Raw genomic sequence first — 22,085 nt, forward strand, 5'->3', positions numbered from 1 at the left:
TCGGTGACAGGGCACTCACAGTAATGGGCAGGGTGCGGCTGTGGGCCGGCAATTGCTTATTTTGACGCGTCGCTTTTGTTGGCATGCGCCTGAATTTGCGTGCATCGCTCGATCAGGTGCTCGAACGGCTCGGAATCGCCGAGCAGCAGGCCGTCGTCGACCATGCGCGCGTAATCCTCGCCGAGCGCACGCAGACCTTCTCCGGATGGCGTCAGAACCAGATTGCCGTTGACGGCTGCGGCGTAGTCGATGGGCGAGCGGTCGGCCGCCTTTTCCGCAAAAAACATGGATTTGTGTTTCGCCACGGCATTGGCGAGTTGCCGATCCGCGGATGCTTTGTCGGCGAAACCAGCATCGTCCAGCCGGACGACATCATGCCAGTGGCGGGCAAAACGATCGCCGCGAAGGCGCTCCTGCAGGCAGAAGACATGGATGGCGGTCGCTTTCTCCCACAACGTCCGCTCCGCGTGCATGACGCGGGGACTCGCTTTCGGAAATTCGACACCATCAACCTGGCCCGACGCGTCACAGTCGACGGATACTGGCCGGCTCGCCGGTCGACCGCGCTCCGAATTCGAGCATGACGCTCGGGGCGACATAGCCGGATCCGCTGCTCACCGCTTCATAGTCGAGGTAGAGCGTATCGTCCTCGAGGCGGATTGCCGCCGGAAGAGATTGAACGCGCAACGCGCCATAACCGGCTCCACCGAGCCCGCCACCCAGACCGGAAGCCGCTTTCGCACCTCGCTGGTCCAGTGTTTCTCCTCGCTGCGGGTTTTCGGCAGTGCTTCGTCATTGTCGCCAACCAAGTCCGGCGCCAGGGCGCGGATATCGTAGGTCAGGTCGACATCCTCGGAGAACCTTTTGATGACACCGTAGGCTTTCGAAAGCGAGGTGCCGCCCTTGAAGACGAGATGCTCACCGAGCTTGGACGAAAAGAGCGTCTGCAGCGTCCAGACGACCCAGACATCCTTTTCGAGGAGATGAATGGGCCGTCCGGTGCGGTCGGCCGCCACCGCCAAGGCTTCGCGTCGGTTATCCTTTGACAAGGTCAGAAACAGATCAGCGATGCGCAGCCTTTCCTACGCTTCTTGCAAGCCAGGTCGGAAACTGCGGAGCCGCCGCCACCAGCTCGCCGAACGCGTCTGGCGGCAGCTTTCGCTTGATCCGCGACAGTGCTTCATCGGCCCTTTCCGGCCCAAGCCATGCAAGTGCGCGGACCGCCACGCCAGCAGGTCGATCGGCCAAGGCCAATTGCCAGCGCGGCACGTGCTTGAGCTCGACCGTCTGCTGTCCAAGGGTCATCGTCCGGCTACGGCCGGATGTCAGGTAGACGGAGCGGACCGGGACCTGGGAGGTCAGGCCCAGGGCATTTGCCGCGGCGGCGCCATCGAGACGATGACCTCACCGCGCTGCTGCGCCACCGCCTCTACGGCCTGTTCGACCGTCGGCGGCCGACTGCCAAAGCGACTTTTGACGGGCCGCATATAGATACCACGGCCCGCCCGGACGAGCTCGCCACGCTCGGCCAGGCGCGACAGAGCCTGATCCAGGGCGGCTCGATTTCCGAGATGCAAAAAACTCTTTGCCGAAAGCGCGGTCCTTCCGGCAGTCGTTCAGCATGTCCCATGATTTGCTATGTCAGCTTTTGCATGGCATTTCTCTTGTCAGAATTATATGCAAGTTTCTGACAGTTTGCAATGAGAGGGGAAGACGGCGAGCCCGGACGGTGCTGACCAATTTTTATCGGTCAGTGACCCGCTGTCTCTTCACAATCACGATTCATCTATCAGGCCGTCAAACACTTCCACCATCGCATCGCTGATGGCCTTGCCTAGCGCGGCTGCAGCGTTTGCAAGCGCCTCGTCGTCCATATCGCGAGCGGCCATCGCAAAAGCAGTTCCCTCGGACGTTACGATTTCCCGCGCCCGCTCAATTGCCCAAAGGCCGAAGTCGCTGCGGCTGCTGATTTCCACGGTTTCCATGTTGTCCCCTGATTTGTTCGAGAGGACGGCTTATACCGATTTGCCGGACAATGCAGTCTGAAAACCGAGCCCGAGGACCGACTTTGATCTGTCTCGTGAGCGCATTCCCTACGGTAGCGTGCTCTATTGCGCCGCACCTTGGCGACTGCGGTGTCACCAGCATTTGTACTGCGGTATAATTTGGAAGCGCTATGTGGGGGTCAATGGTTCAATTTTGCCGCTCCGATAGCACCCATTTGTCATATCACTGAAAAACTTCTGACCTAACGAGGCTTTCCGGGCCTCCGTTCAGGGTGCGGCCGTCGATCAGGAGTGACGAAATCATGTTGGAACGTGTTGGCAGCGGATCGAAAGAGGTCGAAACCCTGGTCGTGGACCTCGACCAGAAAGACGTGACTGGCCGTTCTGCATCGACAAAAACCATCGACGCCGGCGAAATACGCAAGATCGCGCCGAGCGGCAACGGGCAGGCACTCGACATCTCCGCTGCGCGGGGCTTCGTCGGGTTTACCCAGAGCAAAAGCGGCGCCACCGCGATCCTGGTCGATGCAAAGGTGAGCACGCCCGAAACCGACCCGGGCAACGATCTCAAGATCGACCTGGACGGTTTGAAAAAGGTTGCCGCTTCCGAATTCGGCAGCACCGTTCCCAACAACATCACCCACCTGTTCAACCCGACCATCCAGGCGATGGCCAAGCAGTTTTACGGGGGAGACAGCCCCGCGGTGCGCGATCAGTTCAAGGCCGACGTCAAGGCGCTTCTCGGTCCGCTGCTCGACAAGGTAGGCGCCGGAGAGGTCAGTCAGGCTGATCTTGGCGGCCTTCTGGAGCGCCTGACCTCGCGTCTGAGCGCTCCCGGCGGCAAGGAAGTCTGGGGTTACCGCCACGCGGTACAGACCGCGCTCGAAGGGCTCGTCATGGGCGCCAGCCTGGTCTCGAAGCTCCCGGCCAATGCCGAGTGGGACAAGAGCGTCTCGCCGCTACCCTCCAGCAATCTCGCCAGCTATTCGTTCAACGACGTCATGGCGGCAATCATGATCGGCACCGGGCTGGCCGGCAAGGGCATTGCGGCCAACGGCTCAGATCGCGGGCGCTTCTTCGCCGGCAGCGGCGGTGACGCCTGGATCGCCGAGCGTATGTTCGCCACCACGGACAATGGCTGGAGCAAGACCGTCCAAAATCTCGATCTGCCCTATATCGACAGCGACTATCTGACATCGAGCCTCAAGAAGATGGACCTTGTCATGTCGGGCTCGGATGCCATCGAGCCGGTCGTGGAGCGCCCGATCGACGAGAACGACATCCTGGAAAGCAAGGTGCTGCGCGGCTACGCTCCGTCGACCGCCTATGAGCCGACGCTGAAGAAGCTCGACGAACTCAAATACGGCATTCTCGGCGACGCCGTGAAGGACGTGAACCGGAATTTCGTCGCGCCCGACAACATGGACCACCTCGACCAGCTGACGCCGGAACAGAAGGCGACGGTGCTCTACGATCTCATCGAGATCAAACAGCAGTTCAATGGCTATATGAACCAGTATGGCGACAGCGTGCCCGATGGCGAGCGCGTCGGCAAGGACCTCGATGCGCGGATCGAAAAGCTGACGGCCGATCCGGCGACGCAGCAGCATCTCTCGGATATCTTCGCGAGCGGCATGAAGGAATATCTGCAAAGCCCGGAGAATTCCGATCTGCTCACCAACATCGAAGACGCCTATCTGATCGATATCGGCGGCGGCAAGGCGATCGACCGGGCGCTGAGCGCCGGCAAGAGCTTCGAAGATGCCCTGAAGGATTATTATTCCGAACTCAACACGCTCGTCGATCTCCTGCCCCAGGATTATATCGACGCGCATCTCGACGCCGCGAACGTCACCTTCTCGAACATCGTCAAGGAACATTATATCGGCGACGGCCAGGGTGTCGATCTCGAGCCGCTGCTGTCGGGTCCGGATGACACATTTGTGCCCGGCGCAACGAATGACGCCATCAGCCAGTTGGCAAACACCTTCGCCGAGGATTTCATCAGCAAAAACGGCCCGGCAGATGGCGGCGAGACGCTGAAGCAGAACCTGGCGCAGGATATAGCGCGCGACGTCGACGGCGTTCTGCGCATGGTGCGCGGCGGTATGAAGCTCGACGACGCGCTTGCCTCCTTCAAGGATTCGCTCGACCTGCCGCGCCAGACCCGTACACCTGCCGGCATCGATGCCGAAGTGTACAAGGCCGGTCTGATGCACGCCGTGCAGATGCTGACGATGTCGAGCGTGCTGGTGGCGCACGGCCTCGGTGTCGGCGGCAAGTGGACGCCGGCCGATATCGCCGCTGCGGTCGGCTCGGCGACACAGATCGTCGGCATGACGATGGAGGGGCTCGGCAAGAACCTCGACGTTGCCGGCAAACCGTTCAGCGCCTTCGGCAATCAGCCTGGCAGCTGGGGCAAGGGGATCTCGATGAACTTCTCGCCGAAGACGATGGAAGCGGCAGGCAAGATCCTCGGCGCGGCCGGCGGCCTCGCCATGGCCGGCCTCGGCTTCTATTCGGCGTCGCGGTCGATGAAGGCCGGCGACCGCGCCAAGGGCGCGCTCGAAATAATCGGCGGCATTGCCGGTACCGGCAACGCGCTGATCGGTTTCTCCGAGGCGATGCTTTATCTGACCAATGCCATGTCCCGTGCCTTTTCCGGACTCGGAACGGTGGCGCCGGAAGTCGTGACCATCTTCAGCAGCGCCGCCAAAACCGGCCTTGCCGCGGCCGGACTGGTCACCGGCCTCGTTGCCTCGGCCGTCGGGCTGGCGCTTGGTCTGTGGGATATGGCCAATGGCGTGAAGAAGCTCGACAAAATGGAAAAGCAGCTGAACGAGAAGCTTGAACGCTACACCGGCGAGTCCGTGCATCTCGAATTTGGGCCAGACCCGTCATTCATCTGGTAGAGGCAGAGGGGCGGCAACGATGACCGCCACAGCCTGGGAAATACCCTGCGACCCCTCGGTAAAAATGTGATTTTTGATCTCCAGGCGCGAGGCCGCTGCATTTTATGCAACCGCGATGTCCGATCGGGCTTGAATTATCACGCAAAGGTCGATCTTATGCCTAACGTAAGGTAAACGACGTCATCCGCGAAAAGCGGAAAAAGAAAATCAAAGGGAACGCATGTCATCGATCGCACCAGCATCTTCGGATATCGATACGGTTTCATTTCTCCGGCTAAACGCCAATTCCGATCCAAAGTCCGAAAATTCCACGAGCCAGGGCAAAACCACGAGCACCACGGTCAAGAAGGCATCGCCTTTTGCCTCTGACGGGACCACGACGGCAGCCCTGACGATTTTCTCCTCTATATCGGCGCAGACGAGCAGTCCGAAGTTCGTTTCGCTGGCCGCCACGTCGAATGGCACGTCCCGCCCTACCGCGCCGATCCAGCCGGTCATCGATCTCCTGTTCAATTCCGATTTCATGAGCGAGATCAATCAGGGCTTCATGGAAGGGCTGAAGGACAAGGACAAATCCTTCGAGAGCATCGACGTCGTCAAAAACCCTCACAATTACACTGCCGAGCAGAAACTGATCATGTATCTCGATCTGCTTCAGACCAAGGCGACCTTCGGCCAATACAAGGACAGCCTCGGCGACAACCAGCGCGGCATCTACAACGACCAGGAGATCCTGAAGGATCTCGACAAGTCGATCGCCATCCTGGGCTCGGACCCCGACGTCAACTCGCTGATGACGGAGAAGGCGCTGAAGGCCTTCAAGCTGATCTTCTCCGGTTATCGCGTGGCGCCGGCCGATACGAACAAGGACGCTTCCGAGATCATCAACGACACGATAACGCGTGACGAGAAGATGAAGGACCTGCGTACGAAGGTCGAGGATGCCTTTGAGCGCGACATCGTCAATGGCGGCCTGCTGAATGACGGTCTCAAATCCGGCAAGGACGTCACCACCATTCTCAAGGAATATAATGCCGCCCTCGGCTTCTATTCCATGGTGCTTCCCGACGATTTCGTAAAGCAGCGCTCGGCGATTGCCGACAAGACCTATGCCGAATTCTTCGACAAGAACGTGCTGCCGACGATCTCCGATCCGACGACGGCGCTCGATGGCCTGATCCGCATGGGACTGGCCGGCAACAAGACCGAGCGGGAACTGAAGGGGCTCGGCTCCATCCTGCCGGTTGTGGATTTCGACCAGTCGCTCGGGCTCGGCGGGAGCCTGTTCCCCGATCTCAAGATCGACCTCGACGGTTTGAAAAAGGTTGCCGCTTCCGAATTCGGCAGCACCGTTCCCAACAATATCACCCACCTGTTCAACCCGACCATCCAGGCGATGGCCAACCAGTTTTACGGGTCAGACAGCCCCGAGGTGCGCGATCAGTTCAAGGCCGACGTCAAGGCGCTTCTCGGTCCGCTGCTCGACAAGGTAGGCGCCGGAGAAATCGGCATCGGCGATCTCGCCGGCAATCTGGAGCGCCTGACGTCGCGCCTGAGCGCACCCGGCGGCAAGGAGGTCTTGGGCTACCGCCATGCGGTGCAGACCGCGCTGGAAGGGCTCGTCATGGGCGCCAGCCTGGTCTCGAAGTTGCCGGCCAATGCCGAGTGGGACAAGAGCGTCTCGCCGCTGCCCTCCAGCAATCTCGCCAGCTATTCGTTCAACGACGTCATGGCGGCAATCATGATCGGCACCGGGCTGGCCGGCAAGGGCATTGCCGCCAACGGCTCAGACGGCGGGCGCTTCTTCGCCGGCAGCGGGGGCGACGCCTGGATCGCCGAGCGCATGTTCGCCACCAAGGACAATGGCTGGAGCAAGACCATCCAAAGTCTCGATCTGCCCTATATCGACAGCGAATATCTGACATCGAGCCTCAAGGACATGGGACTTTCCATGTCAGGCCTGATGAAGACGCTGATGCCCGGCACGGATGTGATCGATCCAATCATCGTCGACGGCAAGACCGCCGAAGAGGCGATCAAGAGGATCATCGCCCCGAGCCTCGACGCGCTGGCGGAAACCCTGTTCAAGGGCAATGCCGATGCCATGGCGCAATACAAGACCAATTTCACGACGATCTTCACCGCGCTTTGGGCGACGATGCGACCGGGCGGCAGCGTCGAAACGATCAAGGCCGACCTTGCCAAGCTGATCGACAAGACCGCGACGGCGGCGCCGGCAGGGGTCGATCCTGTCAAATACAAGGCGGCGCTCTCTTCCGGCGTGATGTCGGTGCTTACCGCATCCCGCTCCATCTATGCCGGCCTCAACATGACGAGCCCGACCTGGGACAGCATCGGCATCGTGGTTCTGCACGCCCTTGGCGCTCTCGCGCACATGGGCAGTGCGCTCGGCTCGGCGATCAAAGCCTCGAATTTTTCGCTGCTGGATGGGATCAGTTCACTCGTCGGCGTTTCCGACGAGCTGGCGCGGGCGCAGCGCAGCGTGCTCTCCGCCTTTTTCAAGAATACCGGGACGACGGTTGGCGCCGTTGCCGGCGTCGCTTGGCTGCCGGTGGAATATTACCAGTTCCTGCAGGGGCTCACCAGTGGCAAGGGCGATCCGGTCGATCTCATCTTCATGGGTATCGGAACCGCGGCGGACACGGTCGGCGCGATCGAGGGCATCGCAGGCGTTGCCAATATGCTGGTGAATTCCACCTTCCTCGGGCGCACGGGCGCAACGGTAGCGCTCGTCTCCGGCGGCTTCTCGCTCGCCTTCGCGATCGCCGGCGCGGTGTCCTGGGCGGCCTGGGCGGGCTTTGCCATCTACCAGAGCATCAAGCAGGAAAAAGCCTTCCACAAGCAGACCGACATGATGAACGACATGCTTAAGCGCACTGTCAACGACACGGTCGGCATCTACGCCAAAACAGGTCAGCGCGTCGGCGCCAAGGGCGGCGTCGCCCCCGCGCCCCGCGACCCGGAACAGCGCGAGCTGACCCCTGAGAACTGGGACGCGATCATCGCCGATATCGAGAAGCGCCGCGGTACGGCGGTGGGCTGATCCGGGACGCTTTCGCAACACCAAATATCTGGGTACTCACAGGCCCGGTTGGCGTAGAGGCGGTCGGGCCTGTGAATATTTGATAGCAATAAATTTAAGTATGAATTTCATGCGCAATCTGGATATCTGCTGCGCTTTATGGATAAAAACGTTCAATTTTAATATAAAGGTCGAGAAAGTTGTCAAAGCGATTGTAATTTCCGAAAATTAACCATCGGTTAAGTTTAAACAATTGACCGGCCGTTTTTTTATCCATATCAAATCATGCATTCATTTTGATAACTCCTTGATGGAAGTGCTCATATGGCCGTAGATGCAGTGAATTCCGACCTGAACCTGGCGCCTGCAAACCCTGTCTCGGTGGAGCTGACGACTGATAAGACAGATTCCAAGGACACCACCGGCAGCACGACGAAAAAGGTCGATCCGAACAGCGAGAGCGAGATACTCTCCGCTGCCGTGGACGCGTTTCTGCCAGGCATGATTTCCAACACCCTGATGCTGAACAATTCGCTTTTCAATTTCGCCAAGGAGGCGATCGACGAAGGCAGCGACGAGTAGCGTTCCCGTTCATCGTTTGCAGTTGACGTGTACCGAGTTGAGGAATTGCAATGAGCGGAGAAGAACTTACCGGCCGCGCCTTTACGCCGCCCGTTGATGGCGTATCGACAGGCAATGTGCTGAAGACCTCGGAGATCGTGGCGGAGCGGATCGGGCTGCAGCCGGCGGATTTCGCCGGCCTTCGGCCAACCGAACTCACCTCCATTCCCAACATCCAGGGCCGCAAGATCGCGCCTGAGTCCGACGCCGTCCCGCCCTCCTATTCACCGGAAGGCAATACCAGGCCCTCCAGCATTCTCGACCGGCTGTCGGCATTCTTCATGCCGGTGGCCGGGAACGGCCAGCCGGAGACGCCGCTGGTGCGATTTGCCGCGGACAAGGATCACAGCGGCCCGAAGATCGAAGACATCACGACATCGATCGACCGGCTGGAGAAATCACAGCAATTCGCGACCGGCACGACGCTGCTGTCGTCACTCACCCAGTCGGTGATGTCGTCGTCCAAACGGCTGACGCAGGGCCAGTGAATATCATGATCACATCGGCCCTTGCGAGATCACCGATCACTTCGCCCGCGCGCAAAGTCCTTCCGAAGGCCGCCATGCTCGCCCTCTGCCTGTTCCTCGCCGCCTGCAGCCAGGACGTGCTGACGGGACTCGATCAGCGCGATGCGCTGGATGCTCAGGTCCTGCTCGAACGCGCCGGCATCTCCGTCACCATGAGGAGCGAAAAGGGCGGGACCTATGCGATCGCCGCTGAATCAGCCGATCATGCCCGGGCGATCGAGTTGCTGGCGGGCGCCGGTCTGCCGCGTCAGTCGTTCGGAAATGTCGCCGAACTCTTTCCCGGCAACGGCTTCCTTGTGACGCCTTACGAACAAAAAGCCCGGATGAGCTACGCCATCGAGCAGCAGCTTGCCGAAACGCTTTCGGGGCTTGACGGCGTGGCGACGGCGCGCGTCCATGTGGTGCTGCCGGAGGAAAACGGCCGCGGGCTCATCAAGGAAAAGGCGAGGGCGGCGGCCGTGTTGCAATATCGCCCCGGCGCCAATCTCAACGAGATCGACATGAAAAGCCGGTCCGTTCTGGTCAACAGCATCCGTGATCTCTCTTACGAAGATGTCTCGGTGGTGGTCAGCCCCTGGTCGGAGGTCGGCGCGCCGGCGGCCCCGCCGGCAACGGCAGCATCGGCCCCGGCGGCAACCGTGACGCCGGCACCCGCCGCAGCGCCATTCTCGATGGTGCAAAGCGCTCTCTCGGCTTTCAAGGCCCCCAATCTGGCCGTGATCGGCGCAATTATCCTCGCCATCGGGGCATGCCTGCTGCTGCTGTTGCCGCAGCGGAAGGAGCGCTGAGCATGCGCACGCCGCGTTCGGACGGCGAGGCGATCTCGGATGCGGCGAGGATCCGCAGGGCAGCGCTGCTTTCCGCGGATATGCTGACGGCCGCCCGATGGGATGGGACCGCGCCGCTCCTTGCCGATGGGTCTACCCTGTCGCGGCGGCTGCACCGGCGGCTTTTCACGGAGATCGCAGAAGCCCATGGCGACCCCGCCACATTTGCCGACGGCGCCCGCCGCCTGATTTCCATGGACGCGGACGGACTCGCAAAGGCCGCGTTCCGGGCGGGCTTCGCCTATCATCTCGCAGCCTTCTGCCCCGCGGTCGATCGCCCGACCCTTGCGAGGCTCAGGGCCGCCTACGGCGAGGAAGCGGTCGCATTCGCCCTCGGCCACATCAATCTTTCCACGGCAACGCCGCCGCTTGATCTGTTGAGCGAGCAGGCAAGGCATGTCGTCGAGGCCGATGGCTGGTCGATGCTGACGCTTCTGGCAGACGAATATCGGATCTCTGCGGCATGGCGGTGGGCGGGCTGGCGCGACATGGCCGAAAACGGCTCGGCTTCCCTGTTGAAGAGCCCGGCGCTCGTTCTGGCGACGGCCGCCGTCGACGAGGTCGCCTCCACACAGGAAGGCGCCGGACGATGAGCTCGGGATTTGCACGCCACGACCGCATCATTCCGGCGGAAAACTTCGGCCAGATCAGGGAGGCGGCGCAAATTCTGGCGGCTGCCCGCCAGGACGCCGCCCAATCCCAGGCCACACTTGCAGCCGCCAGCGAGCAGGCCGCCCAAAACGGCTATCGCGACGGGTTCGAACAGGGCGTTCGTGATGCCGCCGCACGGCTTGCCGCCTCGCTCGGAAAAGCCGAACAGGAGATTGCCAATCTCGACAGCTGGGTCGAGGCGGTGGTTCTGAAATCGGTCGGATTGATCCTCGGATCGATGGAGGCCGACGAACGCACCAGGCGATTGGTCCGCCACGCCATATCCCAGACCGCAGAGGCCCAGGAGATCGCCCTCCATGTCGCCCCCGAGGATGCCGCCATGATCGCCCAGGCAATTGCGGATATCGATCATCGCATCACTATCGAAACGGATCCGCTGATGTCTGCCGGCGAGATCGTCCTGGAGACATCGGCGGGACGAAGCCAGATCGGCTTGAAAGACCAGCTCGCCACCGTGATCGAGGCCCTCGTCCATGGCTGACGCATTGCTTCGCATGGAGCGGACGCTCGAACAGACGGACGTGCGACGGCAGAGCGGCCGCGTGACGAGTGTTTCGGGCCTGCTGGTGCGGGCGCTCATCCCCTCGGTTCGGATCGGCGAGCTCTGCGAACTGCATGAGCCGGGCAGGGGCCGCATCGGCCTCGCCGATGTCGTCGGTATCGACGGCGAGACGGCACTTCTCTCGCTTCACGGCGAAACCCGCGGCATCTCCCAGCGCACGGAAATCGTCCCGACCGGCCGGGAGCCGGCGATCTCTGTCGGCAACTTCCTGCTCGGCGCGATCGTCGATGCGCACGGCAACGTCCTGCGTCCCTCCGCCAATCCGGCCGGCGAGGACGCGCGTTTCCTGCAGCCGCTCTACGGCCAGCCGGTCAACCCCTTGTCGCGCCGTCCCATCCGCCAGCCGTTCACCTCGGGAATTGCCGCCCTGGACGGATTGCTGACCTGCGGGCAGGGCCAGCGCATCGGTATTTTCGGCGCGCCTGGCGCCGGCAAGTCGACGCTGGTGTCCCAGATCGTCGCCAACAACAAGGCCGATGTGATCGTCTGCGCCCTGGTGGGCGAACGCGGACGCGAGGTCGGCGAATTCGTTGCCGGCAACATGCCGGAAGGCGTCCCCTCGAATGTGACGCTGGTTGTCGCCACATCCGACCGCCCGGCGCTGGAGCGGTTCAAGGCGGTGATGACGGCAACGGCGATCGCCGAATATTTTCGCGAGCAGGGAAAACACGTGCTGCTCGTCATCGACAGCGTCACCCGCATGGCCCGCGCCTTGCGCGAAGTGGGGCTTGCCGCCGGCGAACCGCCGGTGCGGCGCGGCTTTCCGCCTTCCGTATTCGCCGTCCTGCCGCAAATCTTCGAGCGTGCCGGCAACAGCGCAAACGGCATGATGACGGCTTTCTATACGGTGCTCGTCGAAGGCGAAGAGCAAGACGATCCGATTGCCGAAGAAACCAGATCGCTGCTGGACGGCCATATCGTGCTCTCCGACAAGATTGCCAAGGCAGGCAATTTTCCGGCGATCGATGTGCTGGCCAGCCGAAGCCGGACGATGAGCGCAGTGGTGAGCGAGAGCCATCGCCAGGCAGCCGACAGGCTGCGCGCCCTGCTTGCCCTCTATGACGAGGTGGAACTGCTGATCCGCGTCGGCGAATATCGCCAGGGGCGCGACGCAGCCGTCGACGAGGCCGTCGCCAAACACGGGCTCATCCAGCGCTTCCTGTTTGACGGCCAGGGCAAGCCGCAGCCGTTCGGCGCGATCGTCGAAGCGCTCGAGGAGCTTGTCCGATGAATATCGCCGCGCCCGCATGGCCCCGCTCATCGATGGCCGGGAGCTTCTTTTCCCGTTCCGGCACGACGATGCGCGCCGCCTGGCAAATTCCGGTCCGGGAGCAGACGCTTTCCGTTCGCCCGCTGTCCCCCGATATCGCAGCCGCGCGGATTGCCGATCCAGTCGGCATTCTCTGCCGCGTCGGCGAACGGGAGCAGACGCTGATTGCGTCGGCCGGCGCATTGTGGTTGCTGGCCGAAAGGCTTGAACCGCTGCTCCTCTGGGAAAAACTGTCACCGCATGAAAAGGCGGCGGTGGTGGAACATCAGTTCGCCGAGGCCTTCGAGGCAATCGAGAACAAGATCGGCATCGGCCTTTCGCTGCTGGAGATCGGCGCGCAGCCGGAGCCGGATTTTAGCGGCAATTTCGGCTTCGAAATCGGCTGGAGCGGCATGAGCCTGCCCTTGAGCGGCCGTTTCGATGAAACCTTCCTTGCCGGCCTCGTCGGCTGGGCAAGCCGCCTACCGCGCCGCACGCTCAATGCCCTGACGACGGCGGTCAACATCCGGCGCGGTTATGCCGTGCTGTCGGTCGGTCAGATCAAATCCCTGCGATTGGGGGACGGCATCGTCATCGATGGGGGGGCACCGGAGACCGTGGTCGCGATCACGGGTGAACGTTACCTTGCAACCTGCATGCGCTCGGACAAAGGCGCGGTCCTCACCGAGCCGCTCCTGTCGACGCCAACCGGACCAATGAGGCATTTCATGACGAATGACACCGTCGATCAGGAATTGCAGGGCGAGCCGCGTCCGTCGCCTGTCGACAGCATCCCGATCAAGCTGGTCTTCGATGCCGGACGGCTGGAGTTGCCGCTGCGCACACTCGAGACGATCGGCGAGGGCTATGTGTTCAACCTCGACAGGCCATTGTCGGACGCCGTCGATATCATCGCCCAGGGCCGCATTATCGGACGGGGCGAAATCATTTCCGTGGATGGGTTGAGCGCCGTTCGCGTCACGGCGCTGCACGACTGATGGAACAGAGCTTTCCTCTTGCCCAGAGCCTCGCGGCAATGGCGGCGATCTCGATGCTGCCGGTCATTGCCGTGATCGCAACCTCCTTCACCAAGATTTCAGTCGTCCTGCTGATCGTGCGCAATGCGATCGGCATCCAGCAGACGCCGCCGAATCTCCTGGTCTTTGCGATTGCCATCGTGCTCTCGGCCTTCGTGATGAACCCGGTGCTGCAAAACAGCTGGCAATTGCTGCTCGCCCATAGCGGCGATTTCGGCACGGTCAGTGGCATGGCGGACGGCATGATCAAAGTGGCAGCGCCGCTGAAGGATTTCATGCTGAAATTTTCCGACGCCGAGGTGCGCGACTTTTTCGTGCAGGCGTCGCAGAAGATCTGGGCAAACGCGCCGGCAACCCCCATTGCCTCCGACGATATCACCGTGCTGACGCCGAGCTTCCTCGTTTCGGAACTGACGCGGGCCTTTGAAATCGGATTTCTGATCTATCTGCCCTTCCTGATGATCGACTTCGCCGTCTCCGCCATTCTGGTGGCGCTCGGCATGCAGATGATGTCCCCGACCGTGGTGTCGACACCGCTGAAGCTGCTGCTGTTCGTCTCGATCGACGGCTGGCGGCGATTGCTGGAAGGTCTGGTGCTGTCCTATGCGCAGTGAGCATCGCGCCTTGACGAAAGCCCCGGTTCGAGCGCCTGCCGCGCCCACGCGAAAGGCCTGCCGTCATGGGTGAAGACCAGGTCGCAGCCGAAATCGGCATGTCCGTCATGGCGACCTTCGCCTTGGCCGGCCCCATTCTAGGCCTGGCCGCGCTTCTCGGGCTGATCATCGCCATTTTCCAGGCGGCAACGCAAATCCAGGAGCAGACCATCGCGCAGATCGTCAAGATTTTCGTGATCTCCATCACCCTGCTGCTGTTCGGCCGGGTGCTGGCAACGCCGCTGATCGAACATTCCGTTCATATCCTGAACGACTTCCCGACCATGGTTCAGTGAGGCGGGGCGGATGGGGCCGGATCATCTTCCGATCGTCGGCATCGAGGTCGCGGCACCGGCCGCGGCGATGCTCGGCGCCGCCCGCGCGCTCGGGATCCTGCTGATCTTCCCGATCTTCTCGCTGTTCAGCATCGTCGGCATTCTGCGTTTCGGCCTGGCAATCGGCCTTTCGGCGCCCTCCGTCGCCTTCGCCTATTCGGTGCTGGCTCTCGGAGATACGTCCTGGTTCGATCTGGCCGCCCTTTCGATGAAGGAACTTTGCTTCGGGGCGCTTATCGGCATGGGGCTCGGCATTCCCTTTTGGGCGGCCCAGGCGGCGGGTGATATGACCGATGTCTATCGCGGCGCCAATGCCGCCAATCTCTTCGACCAGATCAACGCGCTGGAAACCGCGCCGCTCGGTTCGCTGATGATGTCGATCGCCCTGGTGCTTTTCGTCAGCGCCGGCGGCATCATCGATCTGGTCGCGATTTTCTACAAGTCGTTCGAGTTCTGGCCGCTCTTCAAGCTCATGCCCGCCATGCCCGACGATCCGCTCGACATGATCCTCGGTGTATTCGGCCGGCTGTTCAAAGCGGCCGGATTGCTTGCCGCCCCGTTCATGATCGTCACCTGCGCGCTCGAATTGTCGCTGGCCTTCGTTGGCCGCTCGTCGAAACAATTCCCGCTGAACGATAGCCTGCCGGCCATCAAGAACTTCGCGGTCGTGGTCATTCTCGTCATCTACACGGCCTTTATCTCCAGCTATTTCCACGATCTCTGGATCGACGGATTCAACGAGGTGAAAGCCATGCTGGAGGTGACCCATGGCCAAAAATGACGATACCGAGGAAAAACCCCTGCCGCCGAGCCGGGTGAAGCTCGATCGGCTCCGGCGCGAGGGCCAGGTTCCCCGCTCGAAGGAAATCCCGGTTGCGATCTCCGTCCTTGCCATCGCCGTCTACGTCACCTGGGGCTTGCCTGCTATCCTCGAGGATTTCACCCGCAGTTTCGATAGCGGCCTGCAGTCCGCCGGACGGGCCGACCTCTCCGACGCCGTCACTGTCGGCTTGAGCGAAACCGGCGTGGCGCTGCTCGATCTCATCTGGCTGCCGCTTGCCACGGGTCTTGCCGCGACCATCCTGGTGTCGATCCTCGACGGGCAGGGGTTTCCCGTATCGTTCAAACATATGAGCTTCGATTTCACCCGGCTCAATCCGTTCGAGGGCATCAAGAGGCTTTTTTCGCTCGCGAGCATCGCCGAGTTCGTCAAGGGGCTCGTCAAGTTTGTCCTGCTCGCCACCGCCGGCGGCGGTGCGATCCTCTATTTCCTCAACAGCATCTTCTGGTCGCCTCTTTGCGGAGAAGCATGCACGCTCTCCGCGACAGCCCATCTCCTCGGCTCGATCCTCGTCATTGCCGCCGGCATCATGGTGGCCGCGGCGTTTTTCGATATCCGCATTTCGCGCGCGTTGTTCAGGCACGAACACCGCATGACCAAGACCGAGGCGCGGCGCGAATACAAGGATACCCAGGGCGACCCGAAGCTGAAATCGGCGCGCCGGCAAATCGGCGCGGAAATGCGCAGCAGCCCGCCGCGCAGGCAAGGACCAGGCCGGCAATGAAAAGCGGGAGCCTAAGCCGCCCGCTTGATCTTCGCTTTGCGGTTCCGGTGGTCGGGCGTCTCAGACGCCCGATTGGTTGTCACCTACACGCGTCCAGTTCTTCACATCGTCCAGCGTGATATCGGAGAGGAACGTCACGCTGGCAAGTGAGCTGTCGGTGCGGAAGACGTTGCTGCCGTGGGAGAACGCCCCGCCGTCGATGGTGACGTCGGCGTCGATCTGCTTGCCGCCGTTGGTGCGCACGAGCGTGGTAAAGCCGTCAGCGACGAAATCCTTCAGATAGAACCTCGTGTCGGCATTGATCTGGAAGATCTTGTCGGTCGCGCCCTTGGCGGAGCCACCGACAATAGTGACGTCGCCGGCGCTTTTTACCGTCAGCGCATCCTCGCCGACATTCTGCCAATTGACGTTTTCGAGCGTCGCGCCGCCATAGACGTGGATTCCGTCGGCGCCATTCTCGCCGAGATTGACATTCTTGAGCGTCGCGCCGTTCTTGAGAATGAACAGCGGCGATTGGGTTTCGGACTGGCCGCCATCGCCGAGCTTGGACGAGGCCGTATAGGTCGCGCCCTTGCCGTCGAACACGCCGCCATCCACGACGATCGGCTCGTTGACGACGATGACGCTGCCCTCTTTCGAGAGGTCGGGTTTTTCCGTCGTGGTCTGCAAAGTCGTGGCCTGTTTCTCGTCGGATGGATCCACCTTCTTGGAGTGGGATTGCCAGTTGATGTGCTTGCGCAGCAGATCCTTGGGGTCGGAATCCATGCCGTTTTCCGACGTTTCCCGCGACTTCGGCACATAGGAGGTCAGCGTCGGCGGGTTGCCGGAGAAATCTTCGAAGGGCGAGACCTTGCGGGTTCGGATGGCGGTGAAATCCGTGTCGGCCCTATTGCTGCCGCCAAGGCAATCGGACTCAAGGTCGAAACGGGAGGTTCTGTCGAAGTCTATGGGCCTTTGTCCATCTACGCCACACATTGCATTCATCCCCAGTTGGTCTCGTCTACTTCACTTGCTCTATCAGCCCGGCCTTTGTTTGGAGCCGGCAGCGTTCCGGATTTGCCCGATCTCTCCGATGGTTTCGATCGTTATATCCCTGTCGATCTCCTCCGCCGCCAGCACCGGAATGCGGCAGTTGTGGTGGATCATCAGCGTCTGGGTGAGCAGGCGCCACTCGCCCGGCACGATGATGATGGGATCGTATCCCCGCTCGTTGGCGTCCTCGAGAGCCTGCCTGGCTTTCTCGGCCAGCAGGCGCAGCCTTTCGGCTATCTCGATCTTCTCGGTCGCTCCAGCGGCGTCATAGGAGCGGATGAAGTGGTCCCATTCGGCGGGAAGCACCAGCGCCGGCAGCAATCCGCGCCGGTCGAGAAGCCCGAAGGCGATCTGCTTGACCAGCGCGGCGCGCGCCATTTCGGCCAGGGCATCCGGCGCGTGATCGGTGCCGGCGTGCAGCATCACTTCCAGCAGTCCGCGCGGCTGGGAAAGCGTCACGCCGGAATCCAGCAGGCGTCTGACGACCGCGACCGTCAGCATCAGCGGCACCTGGGTGGCGACGTCGATCGCCAGTTTGCCGAGACGCGGTTCGAGGCTGCCCAGCCATTGTGCCGCGTCGTCGACGCTGAACAGGGCGCCGATATGGCGGCGGACGATGCGCACGATGTCGTCGGCAATCTGTTCGGCCGTCCGTTCGGGACCGCAGCTGACGAGACCGGCGGGCACGTTTTCGACCTGAAGGTGGATCAGATCCTCGGCCATGCGGGGATCGGCGTTGAACGTCGGCACCGTCACGGAGACGCCGACGGCGCGCGCCGCCATGCGGATCCGCCCGTCCAGCATTTCGCCGAGTCGCATCGCCTCAAGCCGCGCCAGCGTTTCCACCGCGACGGTGGCGATGACGGGATCGCCATATTTCGTCCTGTCGAGCGGATAGGAATTGGCGCTTTCCACGGCATTTGCCGATCCGGCCGCGGCTGGGCCGGCGCGCCGGCGATGCACCATGAAGGCAAGGCCCGCCAGACACAGGCCGATCGCGCCGAGCACGCCTGTGGGAAATCCCGGCACGAAGCCCGCGCAGATCGTCAGCGCCGCCGCAATCGCCAATGCACGGGGCTCCCGGAAGAGTTCGCGGCCGATATCGCTGCCGAGACTGCCGTTGCCGTCATCGGACACGCGGGTCACGACGATACCGGCCGAGACTGCCATCAGAATGGACGGAATCTGCGACACCAGACCGTCGCCGATCGACAGCAGCGTATAGAGATGGGCGGCCTCGGCGAAGCTCAGGCCCTTCTGGAAGATACCGATCGCCAGGCCGCCGATGAGATTGACGGCGACGATCACCAATCCTGCGACCGCATCGCCCTTGACGAAGCGCATCGCGCCGTCCATCGCCCCGAAGAACTGGCTCTCCTGTTCGAGGCGCGACCGGCGCTTCTGCGCGGCTTCCGTGGTGATATGGCCGTTACGCAGGTCGCTGTCGATGGCGAGCTGCTTGCCGGGCATGGCGTCGAGCGTGAAACGCGCGCCGACCTCGGCGATGCGCTCGGCGCCCTTCGTCACCACGATGAACTGCACCAGCGCCACGATCAGGAAAATGATCAGCCCGACGACGACATTTCCCGCAACGACGAAATCGCCGAAGGCCATGATGATCTCGCCGGCATCGGCGTCCGCCAGCACGAGCCGGGTCGAGGAAATCGTCAAGGCCAGGCGGAACAGCGTGCCGATCAGAATGACCGCGGGAAAGGTCGAGATTTCAAGCACGCTCTTCAGATAGGTCGTGGTGATCAGCACCACGAAAGCGAAGGAGAGATTGAAAGCGATCAGCACGTCCAGAACGATTGTCGGAAGCGGCAGCACCAGCATCGTCACGACGGAGGCGAAAAACACCGCAAGCAGCATATCGGTGCGTTGCGCAAGCATGGCGATGGCGGATGACCTTACCTTCATGATCCGGCTTCCGACGCCATCGCCTATTCTTGTTCGCTGCTGGAAATTTCGGCGAGCTTCGGCTCGGCACTGCCGGCGGGGGCGAAATTGACCGTATCGTCCTCACTGTCGCGGGAAACGGTCATCTGGTCTTTGCCGATCTCCTTGATCCGCCAGCCGCTCGAAACGACATCGCCTTCCTCGTAGCGGCGGCCGTCGGAGCCGATGATGAATCTGACGGGCGTATAGCCGGCGGCGGCGACGAAGCCGTCGAGACCGGAAGAGAGGGCGGTGAGATCGACGATGGAAACGGAACCGCGCCGGCTCATCGAGGCGATGATGCTGCGCAGCTTGGCCTTGTCGGGCAGGCAGAGAGGGCGCGATCCTTCGCCGATGCGAATCTCGTCGGCGGTGGCGACGATGCTCAGATCTTGGGGAAGCTGAGCCATACGAATGACCTGGCGGATTTCGGCAGCAATTGCCGCCGATGACGGCGCCGGTTCCGGCGCGGCGGAAACCCTGACGAGCGGGGCTTCGTGAGCCGGCGCATCGCTGTTGTAAAGCCCGGCCAGCAAAAGCAACGCCGCCAGCCCGAGAAGGCCGGCAGCCGCAATCCGGCGTGGCGCGAACCGCACGCGCCCGGCGCCGAGACCTTCGAGTTCGCAGGCCGTGCCGTCGAAGGAGATGGTCTGCCTCTTCGTAAGGGTCATCGTCCGATCGCGTGGGATGGAACGACCGTTGATCACGACGTCATCCCGCAGCGCGGTCAACGACACCGTGTCGGAGCCGCGGGAGCGCTGCAAACTGATGGTAAAGGCGGGTTCTGGTTTGGCGCCGAGGATGATCAGGTCGCAATCGGCGCTGCCGCCGACCACCTGCCGCTCCGCCGTCAGCGGCAGATTGGAGCTGCGCCCGGCACGCGTGATGCGCAAGACCGGTCCGCCGCTGCCTGACGCAGCGTTGCCGGCGTTACCTCTGAATGTCGGCGAAGAGGAATCTAGATCCATAACCATCTTGTTCCCGAACCGTCCGTCGAGCGGCTTTTATTGTCTTCGAGAGCGGGGAAGCGAGACGGGCGAACCCGTCTCGCCATTGTTTCAATCAGCCTGGGCCGATCTTCTTGATGGCGTTTGCGACGCCGTTGATCTTGGTGATTTCGGTTGCAACCTTCAGGCTCTGCTCGGTCGCTTCGTTCTGGGCCGACTTGAAGGCGGAAATCGCCGAGCCGATGCCCGCATCAAGTGTCGAAGTACTAGCCATGTCTTGAACTCCTTGCATGGTTTTGGCGGCCAGAGCCTTGCAGAATTCAAGATCGAATTCAATAGCTTATGTTAAAAAGTTATTAATTCGCGATATGTACAACAAATGCGCGAAATGGATATCCGTCCTGTTCCCAGCGGACCGATGATCTGCAACAGTAGATCAGATAATTATTAATAGATTGGATTTCGCAGCCCTGCCTTCATTCGTTCATTAGTTGTCGGGCGATATCCGGATCGTGAGGTAAACTCAGATGTTTGCGCGTTTTGTTTACATGGCCGCTATCGGACTGCTGGCCTCCTTTCCTCCACCGGCCGGCGCCAGCGAGCGGGAGGTGCGCCTGGATGTCGTCTCCCTGCCGCTTGGCGATGTCGTCCAGACGCTGTCCTTCATGTCCGGCATCCCGGTCACGACAGTCGGGACGCTGAGCGGCAAGGTCGAGCACTGGTCCGTCCGGGAAAGCGGAGCCAAGGCCTTTGTCAAGCTTGGCGATGCCAGCAATCTCTTCGTCGCCTATGACGGCAGCCGCATCATCATCGCGCCGAAGCAGGAGGTCTCCACCGTTGTCCTCGATCGCGGCGGCCGCAGCTGGAAGACCGAGCAAAACGCCATTCGCGCGCTGTTCCCGCTGCTGCCGGACGATGCGCTGCGTGAAGATCCCGCCAGCGGCTTGGTGCTGGTGCGCGGGCCCGCCGTCTTCACCAAGGCCGTCGAAGACGTGCTGAGCCGGCAGCAAGCCGACAGCATCAAGGTCATCAAGGGCGGCCAGCTGGAAATCCTGACGACGAACAACGGTGCCTGAGCGGCTGATATGAAGGCGTTGAAATCTCTCAGGCAGTTGCTGCAGATCCGCAGCCTGCGGGCGGACAATCTTTCCCGCAGCCTCTCCGAGGCGCGGGCGGATGCCGAAAGCGCGCGGGAGCGGGAAACGAAAGCCTCCGAAGCGCTCGACATCGCGGCAAGCCGGGCCGCCGGCAATCCTGTCGTCGACGTATTGCGCAAGAGTGGTGTCATCGCCGCCGCCGAGCTTCAGGACGCGCTGATGCGACAATCCGTATTGCGCAGCCATGAAGCCGATGCCGGCCTATCGCTTGCGCAACACAAAGCCGCCCGGCGCGCCGCGCAAGAGCGGGCAGAACACGTCGCCGCCGATTTTTCGCGAGCACAGAAGGCGGTATTGCGCGTCGAATTTTCGCTTGAAGCAGCGGAGAAAATCGACCGGTAGGGAGCTAAGAACCAGCAGATGAACCAACCGGCTTCTGTTCTTCCATCTCTTCATCGACAATCGAGCTGACGAGGGCAACGACCCGGCTGCGCACACGCGGAGAAAGGAGCAAAACGTCGTCTATCAGACGCCGTCCCTCCGCCGTGGAAATGTAGGCAATCTTCTCATCGATCTCTGTTATGATTTGCTGGCCCTGAGTGGTTTCGGGATCTGGAAGACCTTCGAAAAACCTCGAAACAGGGATCTTGAGGCAATTGGCAAGCTCGTAGAGCATCGAAGCGCTGACGCGGTTCTTACCGCTTTCATATTTTTGTACCTGCTGCAAACTGACCCCGATGCCGGCGCCGAGATCCCCTAGGGATACATTCGACTGCATTCGGCGGATACGGATTTGCTGTCCGACATGCCGATCAACTGGATGCACCAACTCGCGCGCTACATTCGACTGTTCGGCTTGCGCAGGCCTCGAAGTCCGGACCTGTGCTGCTGCATAGCGCTTCATGGTGGACACCCCGATGGAGAGTTTCACGCGGTGCGCCCCCGCTGAAAACTCGCTAAACCCACTGATCGGGGAGTTGGAAACCGTACACGACGGTCCTGTGGCCTTTAGTTCCGAGGAACCTGGACATACGCCACAGGCTCCTCGACCGAAGGTCAAGGAGT

General features: G+C 61.6%; 22 protein-coding genes and 2 pseudogenes. 15 read left to right on the forward strand and 9 right to left on the reverse strand.

Annotation, left to right across the window (positions count from 1 at the left end; genetic code table 11):
• Positions 1-56: 56 nt before the first annotated feature.
• The 3 genes and pseudogenes from N2597_RS31140 to N2597_RS31150 form a co-directional block, all read right to left on the reverse strand.
• Positions 57-1,070, reverse strand: a pseudogene (locus N2597_RS31140) (nucleotidyl transferase AbiEii/AbiGii toxin family protein).
• Positions 1,063-1,630: pseudogene (locus N2597_RS31145) on the reverse strand (DUF6088 family protein). Before N2597_RS31145 ends, N2597_RS31140 begins: the two co-directional pseudogenes overlap by 8 nt.
• A 145-nt stretch (positions 1,631-1,775) precedes the next feature.
• Positions 1,776-1,985 (reverse strand): hypothetical protein, encoded by a 210-nt coding sequence (locus N2597_RS31150; RefSeq protein WP_004672578.1) that lies wholly within the window; start codon positions 1,983-1,985, stop codon positions 1,776-1,778.
• A gap of 323 nt (positions 1,986-2,308) precedes the next feature.
• Here N2597_RS31150 and N2597_RS31155 point away from each other — a divergent pair, with 323 nt between their 5' ends.
• Positions 2,309-4,918, forward strand: a complete 2,610-nt coding sequence (locus tag N2597_RS31155) for a hypothetical protein (RefSeq protein WP_011053319.1) — start codon at positions 2,309-2,311, stop codon at positions 4,916-4,918.
• Positions 4,919-5,125: 207 nt separating this feature from the next.
• Here N2597_RS31155 and N2597_RS31160 read toward each other — a convergent pair whose 3' ends face one another.
• A complete protein-coding gene (locus N2597_RS31160; protein ID WP_004672580.1) occupies positions 5,126-5,416 on the reverse strand; it encodes a hypothetical protein in 291 nt (96 codons plus the stop codon).
• A gap of 25 nt (positions 5,417-5,441) precedes the next feature.
• Between N2597_RS31160 and N2597_RS31165 the strand changes: the two genes are divergently transcribed.
• The 12 genes from N2597_RS31165 (at position 5,442) to N2597_RS31220 (ending at position 16,009) form a co-directional block, all read left to right on the forward strand.
• Positions 5,442-7,982 carry a hypothetical protein gene (locus tag N2597_RS31165; RefSeq protein ID WP_004672581.1) on the forward strand — a complete coding sequence of 847 codons (2,541 nt, stop codon included), beginning with the start codon at positions 5,442-5,444 and terminating at the stop codon, positions 7,980-7,982.
• 303 nt (positions 7,983-8,285) lie between these two features.
• Positions 8,286-8,543, forward strand: a complete 258-nt coding sequence (locus tag N2597_RS31170; RefSeq protein ID WP_004672582.1) for a hypothetical protein — start codon at positions 8,286-8,288, stop codon at positions 8,541-8,543.
• Positions 8,544-8,593: 50 nt separating this feature from the next.
• Complete coding sequence (locus N2597_RS31175) at positions 8,594-9,070, forward strand: hypothetical protein (RefSeq protein WP_004672583.1); 477 nt, start codon at positions 8,594-8,596, stop codon at positions 9,068-9,070.
• Entirely contained in the window at positions 9,067-9,897 is an 831-nt protein-coding gene (gene sctJ / locus N2597_RS31180) for a type III secretion system inner membrane ring lipoprotein SctJ (RefSeq protein WP_032984874.1), read from the forward strand. The genes N2597_RS31175 and sctJ overlap by 4 nt, the downstream gene beginning before the upstream one ends.
• A gap of 2 nt (positions 9,898-9,899) precedes the next feature.
• Positions 9,900-10,529, forward strand: coding sequence for a hypothetical protein (locus N2597_RS31185; protein WP_008534242.1), 630 nt, complete (start codon positions 9,900-9,902; stop codon positions 10,527-10,529).
• A complete protein-coding gene (gene sctL, locus N2597_RS31190) occupies positions 10,526-11,089 on the forward strand; it encodes a type III secretion system stator protein SctL (protein ID WP_004672586.1) in 564 nt (187 codons plus the stop codon). The genes N2597_RS31185 and sctL overlap by 4 nt, the downstream gene beginning before the upstream one ends.
• On the forward strand, positions 11,082-12,401 hold the full coding sequence (locus tag N2597_RS31195) for a FliI/YscN family ATPase (RefSeq protein ID WP_029875511.1): 1,320 nt from the start codon (positions 11,082-11,084) through the stop codon (positions 12,399-12,401). The genes sctL and N2597_RS31195 overlap by 8 nt, the downstream gene beginning before the upstream one ends.
• Positions 12,398-13,417, forward strand: coding sequence for a FliM/FliN family flagellar motor switch protein (locus tag N2597_RS31200; protein ID WP_029875510.1), 1,020 nt, complete (start codon positions 12,398-12,400; stop codon positions 13,415-13,417). The genes N2597_RS31195 and N2597_RS31200 overlap by 4 nt, the downstream gene beginning before the upstream one ends.
• The gene (sctR, locus tag N2597_RS31205; RefSeq protein ID WP_008534263.1) at positions 13,417-14,070 is read left to right on the forward strand and encodes a type III secretion system export apparatus subunit SctR; all 654 of its coding nucleotides are present in this window, start codon (positions 13,417-13,419) and stop codon (positions 14,068-14,070) included. The genes N2597_RS31200 and sctR overlap by 1 nt, the downstream gene beginning before the upstream one ends.
• Positions 14,071-14,135: 65 nt before the next feature.
• A complete protein-coding gene (locus N2597_RS31210) occupies positions 14,136-14,405 on the forward strand; it encodes a flagellar biosynthetic protein FliQ (RefSeq protein WP_004672590.1) in 270 nt (89 codons plus the stop codon).
• A 10-nt stretch (positions 14,406-14,415) separates the two neighbouring features.
• Positions 14,416-15,225, forward strand: a complete 810-nt coding sequence (locus N2597_RS31215; protein ID WP_029875509.1) for an EscT/YscT/HrcT family type III secretion system export apparatus protein — start codon at positions 14,416-14,418, stop codon at positions 15,223-15,225.
• Positions 15,212-16,009: an EscU/YscU/HrcU family type III secretion system export apparatus switch protein gene (locus tag N2597_RS31220; RefSeq protein WP_029875508.1), complete on the forward strand. Its 798-nt coding sequence runs from the start codon at positions 15,212-15,214 to the stop codon at positions 16,007-16,009. Before N2597_RS31215 ends, N2597_RS31220 begins: the two co-directional genes overlap by 14 nt.
• Positions 16,010-16,069: 60 nt before the next feature.
• Here N2597_RS31220 and N2597_RS31225 read toward each other — a convergent pair whose 3' ends face one another.
• The 4 genes from N2597_RS31225 to N2597_RS31240 all read right to left on the reverse strand — a co-directional run bounded on the left by N2597_RS31225 (position 16,070) and on the right by N2597_RS31240 (position 20,197).
• On the reverse strand, positions 16,070-16,984 hold the full coding sequence (locus tag N2597_RS31225; protein WP_008534276.1) for a pectate lyase: 915 nt from the start codon (positions 16,982-16,984) through the stop codon (positions 16,070-16,072).
• Positions 16,985-17,026: 42 nt separating this feature from the next.
• Positions 17,027-18,958, reverse strand: coding sequence for a flagellar biosynthesis protein FlhA (locus N2597_RS31230; RefSeq protein ID WP_008534277.1), 1,932 nt, complete (start codon positions 18,956-18,958; stop codon positions 17,027-17,029).
• Positions 18,959-18,981: 23 nt separating this feature from the next.
• Entirely contained in the window at positions 18,982-19,869 is an 888-nt protein-coding gene (locus N2597_RS31235) for a SctD/MshK family protein (RefSeq protein WP_225881490.1), read from the reverse strand.
• 169 nt (positions 19,870-20,038) lie between these two features.
• Positions 20,039-20,197 (reverse strand): hypothetical protein, encoded by a 159-nt coding sequence (locus N2597_RS31240; protein ID WP_004672595.1) that lies wholly within the window; start codon positions 20,195-20,197, stop codon positions 20,039-20,041.
• A 253-nt stretch (positions 20,198-20,450) separates the two neighbouring features.
• Here N2597_RS31240 and N2597_RS31245 point away from each other — a divergent pair, with 253 nt between their 5' ends.
• Positions 20,451-20,999, forward strand: coding sequence for a hypothetical protein (locus N2597_RS31245; RefSeq protein ID WP_008534289.1), 549 nt, complete (start codon positions 20,451-20,453; stop codon positions 20,997-20,999).
• 9 nt (positions 21,000-21,008) lie between these two features.
• Positions 21,009-21,422, forward strand: a complete 414-nt coding sequence (locus N2597_RS31250; protein WP_008534291.1) for a hypothetical protein — start codon at positions 21,009-21,011, stop codon at positions 21,420-21,422.
• Positions 21,423-21,426: 4 nt separating this feature from the next.
• On the opposite strand, the gene N2597_RS31255 is transcribed toward N2597_RS31250, so the two are convergent.
• A complete protein-coding gene (locus tag N2597_RS31255; protein ID WP_029875506.1) occupies positions 21,427-21,924 on the reverse strand; it encodes a helix-turn-helix domain-containing protein in 498 nt (165 codons plus the stop codon).
• Between the last annotated feature and the right edge of the window lie 161 nt (positions 21,925-22,085).

The sequence above is a fragment of the Rhizobium sophoriradicis genome, assembly GCF_025200795.1.
GTDB classification, from domain to species: Bacteria; Pseudomonadota; Alphaproteobacteria; order Rhizobiales; family Rhizobiaceae; genus Rhizobium; species Rhizobium sophoriradicis.